The 8866-nt window shown below is 66.1% G+C and carries 8 protein-coding genes; 2 read left to right on the plus strand and 6 right to left on the minus strand.

Translation table 11 applies throughout. The features are described 5' to 3' along the window. Nucleotides 1-141 precede the first annotated feature (141 nt). The 4 genes from cobA to NFU04_RS08795 form a co-directional block, all read right to left on the minus strand. Nucleotides 142-1008, minus strand: a complete 867-nt coding sequence (gene cobA / locus NFU04_RS08780) for a uroporphyrinogen-III C-methyltransferase (RefSeq protein ID WP_251309080.1) — start codon at nucleotides 1006-1008, stop codon at nucleotides 142-144. A gap of 218 nt (nucleotides 1009-1226) precedes the next feature. After that, nucleotides 1227-2687 (minus strand): sodium-dependent transporter, encoded by a 1461-nt coding sequence (locus tag NFU04_RS08785; protein ID WP_251309081.1) that lies wholly within the window; start codon nucleotides 2685-2687, stop codon nucleotides 1227-1229. 160 nt (nucleotides 2688-2847) lie between these two features. Beyond that, on the minus strand, nucleotides 2848-3954 hold the full coding sequence (gene hppD, locus NFU04_RS08790) for a 4-hydroxyphenylpyruvate dioxygenase (protein WP_251309082.1): 1107 nt from the start codon (nucleotides 3952-3954) through the stop codon (nucleotides 2848-2850). 233 nt (nucleotides 3955-4187) lie between these two features. Then, nucleotides 4188-4796 carry a LysE/ArgO family amino acid transporter gene (locus NFU04_RS08795; RefSeq protein ID WP_251309083.1) on the minus strand — a complete coding sequence of 203 codons (609 nt, stop codon included), beginning with the start codon at nucleotides 4794-4796 and terminating at the stop codon, nucleotides 4188-4190. A gap of 96 nt (nucleotides 4797-4892) precedes the next feature. Here NFU04_RS08795 and NFU04_RS08800 point away from each other — a divergent pair, with 96 nt between their 5' ends. After that, a complete protein-coding gene (locus tag NFU04_RS08800; protein WP_251309084.1) occupies nucleotides 4893-5828 on the plus strand; it encodes a LysR family transcriptional regulator ArgP in 936 nt (311 codons plus the stop codon). 231 nt (nucleotides 5829-6059) lie between these two features. On the opposite strand, the gene fdhA is transcribed toward NFU04_RS08800, so the two are convergent. Both fdhA and NFU04_RS08810 read right to left on the minus strand, forming a co-directional pair. After that, nucleotides 6060-7253: a formaldehyde dehydrogenase, glutathione-independent gene (gene fdhA, locus NFU04_RS08805; protein WP_251309085.1), complete on the minus strand. Its 1194-nt coding sequence runs from the start codon at nucleotides 7251-7253 to the stop codon at nucleotides 6060-6062. Between the two features lie 109 nt (nucleotides 7254-7362). Further along, nucleotides 7363-7665 (minus strand): MTH1187 family thiamine-binding protein, encoded by a 303-nt coding sequence (locus NFU04_RS08810; protein ID WP_251309086.1) that lies wholly within the window; start codon nucleotides 7663-7665, stop codon nucleotides 7363-7365. A 113-nt stretch (nucleotides 7666-7778) separates the two neighbouring features. Between NFU04_RS08810 and cfa the strand changes: the two genes are divergently transcribed. Continuing rightward, on the plus strand, nucleotides 7779-8866 hold a 1088-nt coding region (gene cfa, locus NFU04_RS08815), incomplete at its 3' end, for a cyclopropane fatty acyl phospholipid synthase (RefSeq protein WP_251309087.1).

The following is an 8866-nucleotide window of genomic DNA, read 5'->3' on the forward strand; positions in this document are numbered from 1 at the left end:
TAAATCATAGCGTCCCCGAGCGCCACTGTCATACCGACCTTGGCCTAAGGCAGCGGGCCCAAACGATAACGGGGCCGCGCTAAGCGCGACCCCGTCGTGGCCTTTCCTCGATGGTCCCGCGGGCGAGCGAGACGCCCCCCTTCAGGCGCTCCGGCTACCGGCTCGCGGCGTGGGGTGCTTGCCTTCGTCCCAGCCCTGGCTGGCGCTCTCGCCGCGGAACCAGGCGAGGCGGTCATGGAGGCGGACCACGCTGCCGACGATGATCAGCGTCGGCGGGCGCACCGCCCCCGAGCGCAGTGCCTCGGGCAGGCTGGCCAGGGTCCCCCGGTGCACCCGCTGGCGCGCCGTGGTGCCCTGCTCCACCAGGGCCAAGGGGGTGTCGCCGGGCAGGCCATGCTCCTGTAGCCGGGCGCGGATAATCTCCAGGCTGCCCAGCCCCATATAGAAGACCAGGGTCTGCCCCGGCCGCGCCAGGGCCGGCCAGTCCAGGTCGCAACTGCCGTCCTTGAGGTGGCCGGTGACGAAGCGCACCGACTGGGCATGGTCGCGGTGGGTCAGGGGAATCCCCGCATAGGCGCCGCAGCCGGCGGCGGCGGTGACGCCGGGGATCACCTCGAAGGCCACGCCGGCCTCGACCAGGGTCTCCAGCTCCTCGCCGCCGCGACCGAAGATAAAGGGGTCGCCGCCCTTGAGGCGCACCACCCGCTTGCCCTGGCGGGCCCATTCCACCAGGGCCTGGTTGATCCCCTCCTGGGGCAGGCTGTGCTGCGAGCGCGCCTTGCCCACATAGAGGCGTCGCGCCTGGGGATTGGCCAGGGCGAGGATCTCGGCGCTGACCAGGCGATCATGGAGGATCACCTCCGCCGCCTGCAGCCGCTTGAGGGCCTTGAGCGTCAGCAGCTCCGGATCGCCGGGGCCGGCGCCCACCAGGCTCACCTGCCCCCGGGGAAAGTCGCGCAGCAGCGCCAGGCGCTGGGCATCGGCAGGGGACTCATCGCTGGCGATCATGGGGCGGGCTCCTGAAAATAACGGCACGAGATATTCTATTTTAATCGATAGAGAGGATTTCTTATAGCCAAATATAAGGTCTCGTGTCCCTGCCGGCCAATCCCCCCGTCGTCGCGGCCGAGTGCTTGGACGAGGTGCTCGGACGAAGCCCTAAAACGAACGACCCCCGCACCGGGCGGGGGTCGCGGGACGCCAGGCGTCCGGGGTAAGCGTCAGACTCAGGAGAACTGGCGCTTGAGTCGCGGGCTGGCCAACTCGCCGACCAGGGTGATGGCGATCAGCAGGGCCAGCAGCCAGGGCCACTGGGCGGCCAGGTTGAGGCTGGCCAGGCCTAGGGCATCGACGAAGATCAGCACGATGCCCAGGGGGCTGACGTAGCGGACCATGAACAGCCACAGGGCGTGCTGGGCGTTGGAGAGTCCCAGCTCCTCCTTGAACAGCTCGTTGCGCAGCAGGAAGCCGGCCATCAGCGCCATGCCCAGGCCACCCAGGGGCATCATCCAGCGCGAGGTCAGGTAGTCGAGCCAGTCGAAGAAGTTACGCCCGCCCAGGGTCCAGTCGGCACCGATATTGAAGGAGAGCATCGCCAGGGTGCTGACCACCCACAGCAGGATCCCCACGCCCCAGGAGGCCTGCTTGCGCGAGACGCCCTTGTTGTCGGTGAGCCAGGCCACGGTGGCCTCGATCATCGAGATGGAGGAAGTCAGGGCCGCCATGGAGAGCATCAGGAAGAACAGCACGCCGAACAGGGTACCGAAAGGCATGGCCTGGAAGGCCAGCGGCAGGCTCATGAAGATCAGCCCCGGGCCGCTGCCCGGACTCATGCCATTGGCGAAGATGATCGGGAAGATCGCCAGGCCGGCCATCAGCGCCACCACGGTATCGGCGATGGCCACGCTGAAGGTAGTCCGCGCGATGGAGTGACCCTTGGGCAGGTAGGCGCCGTAGGTGAGGATGGCACCGGAGGCCAGGGAAAGGGTGAAGAAGGCATGGCCCAGGGCCGCCAGCAAGCCTTCGCTGCTCAGGCCCTCGGTATTGAAGGAGAACAGGAAGGCGAAGGCCTCGCCGAAGCCGCCGGAATAGACGCCGTAGCCGATCAGGATCGCCAGCATCACCACCATGCCCGGCATCATCCAGCTGACGCTGCGCTCGATACCCGCCTGCACGCCCTTGCCGACGATGAGCATGGTCAGCACCGTGACCAGGGTGCTCCAGGCCCCCAAGTTGAAGGGGTTGGCGTTGTTGGCGCCGAAGATCGCCGCCATGTCATCGACGCTGGAGCCTACCAGGCCGCCGCTGAGCATCTTCCACAGGTAGGAGAAGGACCAGCCGGCCACCACCACATAGAAGGTCAGGATCATGAAGCCGCAGAGCATGGCCATCCAGCCGAAGAGCGACCAGAAGCCACTGCCGCCGGACTCCTGTACCACCCGCCGGATGGCATCGATGGGACTACCGCGGCCGCGGCGTCCGAAACTGATCTCGGCCATCATGATGGGCACGCCCACGGCCAGGATACAGGCCAGGTAGACCAGCACGAAGGCGCCACCACCGAACTCGCCGGTGATATACGGAAACTTCCAGATATTGCCGAGGCCTACCGCCGAACCGGTGGCCGCCAGCACGAAGCCCCATCGCCCAAGCCAGAGGGTCTTGGGAGCGTCATTTGTCGTCGTCATCGGGATACCTTACAGCGCTTGTTGTTGTCGGGAATTCTAGCGTTATTTGTTGCTATCTAGCCATTAGACCAAATGGAAAGTCTGTTTTTTTCGCCAGGCTTGACACTAAGGCCTGTCTTGTAGCAAAAACGCCGCCTCGAGTCGAGGCGGCGGTATCGCTTTACTCGCCCTTGAGCACGCCGCGGCGGATCTGATCCTCCTCGATGGATTCGAACAGGGCCTTGAAGTTGCCCTCGCCGAAGCCGTCGTTGCCCTTGCGCTGGATGATCTCGAAGAAGATCGGGCCGATCACGGTCTCGGTGAAGATCTGCAGCAGCACGCCCTGATCCGGGGCGCCGTCGACCAGCAGGCTCAGCTCGCGCAGGTCATCGACGTTTTCCTCATGGTTGGGGACCCGGGCGTCGACCTTCTCGTAGTAGGTGTCCGGGGTGGTGAGGAACTTGACGCCCTTGGCCTTGAGGGCCTTGACGGTGGCATAGATGTCGTCGGTGGCCATGGCCAGGTGCTGGATCCCCTCGCCGTTGTATTCGCGCAGGAATTCGGCGATCTGGGAGTTGTCGTCGGCGGACTCGTTGATGGGGATATGCATCTTGCCGCAGGGGGCGGTCATGGCCCGGGAGAAGAGCCCGGTCATCTTGCCCTCGATATCGAAGTAGCGGATCTCGCGGAAATTGGCGATACGGGTGTAGAAGCCCGCCCAGACGTCCATCTGGCCGCGATCCACGTTGTGGGTCAGGTGATCCAGCACCTTGAGGCCGACGCTGTTGTCCTGGGGCGTGCGACCATCGATGGCCGCGAAGTCGATGTCATAGATGCTGCGGCCCTGGTCGTCGAGCTTGTCATCGACGAAATAGAGCAGCGAGCCGCCGATGCCCTTGACCGCGGGGATGCCCACCTCGCCGGGGCCCACCGGATTCTCCGCCGCCTCGGCGCCGTTGGCCAGGGCGTGCTCGTAGGCCTGCTTGGCGTCGGCCACCTTCCAGGCCATGGCGCAGGCGCTGGGACCGTGAATGCGCGCGAATTCCGCGGCATGGCTGCCCGGCTCGGCGTTGAGCACGAAGTTCACGCCCTCCTGCTGGAAGAGGAAGACCTGCTTGGAGCGGTGCTTGCGGGTCTCGGTGAACCCGAGCTGGGTGAAGAGCCCGCGCAGGGCATCGATGCCCTCGGCATCCGGGGCGGTGAATTCGACGAATTCGAAACCGTTGGTGCCGATGGGGTTGTGGGATGAGATCTCGGCGGTCGTCTGGGTCTGTGCCACGGCGTTCATGATGGAGCCTCCGGTTGTTGTGTCGTCTTGACCCGGCCCTCGGCCAGGCGGGATGGCTACAGGCTAGGGCCAGGGAGGCGCGACGGGAATGCCACCAAGGCACCGCGGGGCGGCCCCTCCCCCAGGCCGATGACCACCATGTGTAAATATTTCGTGACAGGCGACCCCCCCACCGCTATCCCGCCCCCCGGGTGGTGCGCTGCCCTGACAGGGCGTAAAGAAAACATGACGGACTAAGCCAGCAGGGCCCCGCTGGCCAGCTGCCAGGCGATCCAGCCCAGCATGGCGGCGATGCCCAGGTCGACGAGCCGCCAGGTCAAGGGGCTGGCGAGCCGTGGCGCCAGCCAGGCGGCGGCCCCCACCAGGCCGAAGAACCAGGCACAGGAGGCCAGGGCCGCGCCGACCACGAAGGCCCCGGGACTGGGCTGCAGGGCACCCAGGGCGCCGAGCAACAGCAAGGTGTCGAGATAGACCTGGGGATTGAGCAGGGTCACCGCCAGGGTCGTGAGGATCACCATGCGGCGGGAACGCGGCGTCGCGCCCCGCCCCACCAGCCCCTGGGCCGCGCCGGCTCGACGCAGCGCCAGCCCCGCCTGCCAGGCCAGGAATAGCGCCCCGCCCCAGCGCGCCACGGCGATCAGTGCCGGTTGTTGTGCCAGCAGGGTGCCGACGCCCAGTACGCCGAGGCCGATCAGCAGCCAGTCGCAGAGGGCACAGATCGCGGCCACCAGGTAACCGTGCTCGCGACGCAAGCCCTGGTTGAGCACGAAGGCGTTCTGGGCCCCGATGGCGATGATCAGGCCGGCGCCTACCGCCAGCCCATGCAATAGTGACGTCCACACCGGACTCTTCCTCGATGGCAAAGCGAAGGCCCCGAGGCTAGAGTGCGACTTGAAATTAATGAAATTAATTCACCGAATATTCAATAAGCCGAACTGATGCTCGACTACAAACTCCTCGAGGCCCTGACCGCGGTGGTGGACCAGGGCGGCTTCGAGCGCGGCGCCCAGCGGTTGGGACTGACGCAATCGGCGGTCTCCCAACGCATCAAGCTGCTCGAGGCCCGCCTCGGCCAAGCGGTGCTGGTACGCGGCCCCCGCCCCGCCCCCACGCCGGTGGGACGGCGCCTGCTCAACCATGCTCGCCAGGTACGCCTGCTGGAGCATGACCTGCTGGATCAGGTACCGACCCTGGGCGAGGCGGATACGCGCCTGCGCCTGGCCATCAATGCCGATAGTCTGGCCACCTGGTGGCCCGCCAGCATGGCCAGCTTCTGTCACCAACAGCGACTGCTCTTCGAGCTGCTGGTGGAGGATCAGGAGGTGGCGCTCAAGCGCATGCGCGACGGCGAGGTGGCGGGCTGCCTCTGCGACAGCCCGCGTCCGGTCCAGGGCGCCCGCAGTCATGCCCTGGGGCAGATGCACTATCGCGCCCTGGCCAGCCCCGACTTCGTCGCCCGGCACTTCGCCCGGGGCCTCGATCACGCCGCCCTGCGCCGCGCCCCGGCCATCGTCTATGGACCGGACGATCGCCTCCAGCATCGCTACCTGGCCCGGCACGATTTCCATGAGCCCTTTCCCCACCACCTCTGCCCCTCCTCCGAGGGCTTCGTGGGCATGGCCCTGGCCGGGCTCGGCTACGGCATGATTCCCGAACGCCAGGTGCCCCGCGAGCTGGCCGAGGGTCGCCTGGTGGAGCTGCCCAGCCCCGAACCGCGGGCACGCCGGATCGAGGTTCCCCTCTATTGGCACCACTGGCGCCAGGGGGGCGAGACCCTGGCGGCCCTGACCCGACATCTGCTGCGCCAGGCCGGCGACCACCTGGAACCCCTGTCCACCAACGACGATGCCCCGCACCGGGCGGGGCATCGATAACCGGGCGGTCAAACCGCCCGCTTTATTACGCGGCTTAAAGCAATTACGCCGCCACGCTGCCGTGGGGGTCGATCCTATGAATAAGCTGGCCGCGCCACGCATCGGCGCGGGCCATCCTCGGCACAGGTGCCTCTGACTTACGCCGCCACGCTGCCATGGGGGTCAATCCTATGAATAAGCTGGCCGCGCCACGCATCGGCGCGGGCCATCCTCGGCGCAGGTGCCTCTGACTTACGCCGCCACGCTGCCGTGGGGGTCAATGACGAATTTTTTCGCCGCCCCCCCATCGAAGTCGGCATAGCCCTGCGGCGCCTGATCCAGGGTAATCATCTGGACATTGACCGCATCGGCGATCTTGACCTTGCCGAACAGGATCGCCTGCATCAGCGGCCGGTGGTATTTCATCACCGGGCACTGGCCGGTGTGGAAGCTGTGTGACTTGGCCCACCCCAGGCCGAAGCGCATGCTCAACGCCCCCTGTTTGGCGGCGTCGTCGGCGGCGCCCGGGTCTTCGGTCACGTAGAGGCCGGGGATACCGATCTGGCCGCCGGCGCGGGTCAGCGACATGGCCGAGTTGAGCACCGTGGCCGGCGCCTCCTTGCCATGGTTGCAGCCGCAGGCATGGGCCTCGAAGCCGACGCAGTCGACGAAGGCATCGACCTCCCGCTCGCCGAGGATCACCTCGATCTTGTCGGCCATGTCACCGTCCTGGGTCAGGTCGATGGTCTCGCAACCGAAACTGCGGGCCTGGGCCAGGCGATCCTCGATCATGTCGCCGACGATCACGCAGGCCGCCCCCAGCAGCTGGGCGGAGACCGCCGCGGCCAGGCCCACCGGGCCGGCACCGGCGATATAAACGGTGCTGCCGGGCCCGACGCCGGCGGTCACGCAGCCGTGGAAGCCGGTGGGGAAGATATCCGAGAGCAGGGTCAGGTCGCGGATCTTGTCCATGGCCTGATCGGCGTCCGGGAACTTCAGCAGGTTGAAGTCCGCATAGGGGACCATGACGTACTCGGTCTGGCCGCCGACCCAGCCACCCATGTCCACGTAGCCATAGGCCGCGCCGGGCCGCGCCGGATTGACGTTGAGGCAGATCCCGGTCTTGCCTTCCTTGCAGTTGCGGCAGCGACCGCAGGCGATATTGAACGGCACCGAGACCAGGTCGCCCGGCTGGATAAATTCGACATCGCGACCGCACTCGACCACCAGGCCGGTGATCTCGTGACCCAGCACCAGGCCGGACGGCGCGGTGGTGCGGCCACGCACCATATGCTGATCGCTGCCGCAGATATTGGTGGTGACCACCTTGAGGATCACGCCGTGATCGCACTTGCGGTTGCCGATGGCGAGTTCCGGATAGGGAATAGACTCGACGGCGACTTCACCCGGGCCCTTGTAGACGACTCCGCGGTTGGCTTGACTCATGGCTGGCTTCCTTTGGTTGTTGTCAGTGCGGTTTCCGCGCCATCAGCCTAGCCACTATCGTCCCCCGGACAGTGTCAGGATAAGGCATCGCCATATCCATAAGAGACACTCAGCGCTCGAGCAGCGCCTCCACGCTGGCCACCTTGTCATCCAGGCTCTGCGCGCGATCGATGCGGGTACCCACCTTGAGCGTCGAGGTGATGCGCGGCGCGCCCATCTCGTGCACCACCTCATGGCAGCGCTTGACCACCGCCATCACCTCGTCCCAGGGCCCTTCGATATTGGTGCCATAGGCGTGCATACGATGACTCAGGCCGGCGTCCCGAATCACCTTCTGGCAGGCCGCCACCTGGGGCGACACCGAGACACCCACCCCCAGGGGAACGACACAGAGGTCCACCATGACATGCATTTTCACTACTCCTAACGTTGGAAGTGCCTTGATTACCAAGGCTTAGCGCCTTGAACTATGCTCAATCCTAAGTCGACGGCAGCCGTACAGCCGACCCGGCTCAGGAGGACGCCATGACCAGTGATAGCCGCATCGCCCCCCTCACCCTGCCCGATACCCGCGCCAGACGCATCGTCGAGCAGCTGCTGGCCGGGTCCGGCGTCACCCTCAACGGTAACCAGCCCTGGGACCTGCGGGTCTACCACCCCGATTTCTTCTCCCGGGTGCTGCATCAGGGCACCCTGGGGCTCGGCGAGGCCTATATGGATGGCTGGTGGGAGTGCGAACGCATCGACGAGATGGCCTGCCGACTGCTGTTGCATGGCCTGGGCGAGCGCGCCCATACCCCCACCGAGCGGCTGATGTATCGCCTGCAGTCGGGCTTCTTCAACCTGCAGAGCAAGGCCCGCGCCTATATCGTCGGCGAGGCCCATTACGACCTGGGCAATGACCTCTTCGAGCGCATGCTCGATCCCACCATGTGCTACTCCTGCGGCTACTGGAAAGAGGCCAAGACCCTGCACGAGGCCCAGCGGGCCAAGCTGGAGCTTGCCTGTCGCAAACTGGAGCTGCGCCCCGGGATGCGAGTGCTGGATATCGGCTGTGGTTGGGGCAGCTTCGCCGAACATGCCGCCCGCCACCATGGCGTCGAGGTCACCGGCATCACCATCTCCCGGGAGCAGGCCGCCCTGGCTCGGGAGCGCTGCGCGGGGCTGCCGGTGGAAATTCGCCTGCAGGACTACCGGGAACTGGAGGGCCACTTCGAGCGCATCGTCTCCATCGGCATGTTCGAGCATGTCGGTCACCGCAACTACCCCACCTACTTCGCCACCGTGGAGCGCCTGCTGGCCGAGGACGGCCTCTTCCTGCTGCACACCATCGGCTCCAACAGCTCGGAGATCACCGCCGACCCCTGGATCAACAAGTATATCTTTCCCAATGGGGTACTGCCCTCCGCGGCGGATATCACCGCCACCAGCGAGGCCCGGCTGTTGATGGAAGACTGGCAGAACTTCGGGGCCGACTACGACCGTACCCTGATGGCCTGGCTGGCCAATGTGGATGAACGCTGGCACGAGATCGCCGCCAACTACAACGAGCGCACCCGGCGGATGTTCCGCTACTACCTGTCCGCCTGCGCCGGTGGCTTTCGCGCCCGCCA

This window comes from Halomonas sp. NCCP-2165 (assembly GCF_023708045.1).
GTDB classification, from domain to species: Bacteria; Pseudomonadota; Gammaproteobacteria; order Pseudomonadales; family Halomonadaceae; genus Bisbaumannia; species Bisbaumannia pacifica.

What these genes read in the sequence shown, in the direction of transcription:
- cobA (WP_251309080.1), bottom strand. Translation starts at nt 1,008, where the DNA reads ATGATCGCCAGCGATGAGTCCCCTGCCGATGCCCAGCGCCTGGCGCTG.
- NFU04_RS08785 (WP_251309081.1), bottom strand. Translation starts at nt 2,687, where the DNA reads ATGACGACGACAAATGACGCTCCCAAGACCCTCTGGCTTGGGCGATGG.
- hppD (WP_251309082.1), bottom strand. Translation starts at nt 3,954, where the DNA reads ATGAACGCCGTGGCACAGACCCAGACGACCGCCGAGATCTCATCCCAC.
- NFU04_RS08800 (WP_251309084.1), top strand. Translation starts at nt 4,893, where the DNA reads ATGCTCGACTACAAACTCCTCGAGGCCCTGACCGCGGTGGTGGACCAG.
- fdhA (WP_251309085.1), bottom strand. Translation starts at nt 7,253, where the DNA reads ATGAGTCAAGCCAACCGCGGAGTCGTCTACAAGGGCCCGGGTGAAGTC.
- NFU04_RS08810 (WP_251309086.1), bottom strand. Translation starts at nt 7,665, where the DNA reads ATGCATGTCATGGTGGACCTCTGTGTCGTTCCCCTGGGGGTGGGTGTC.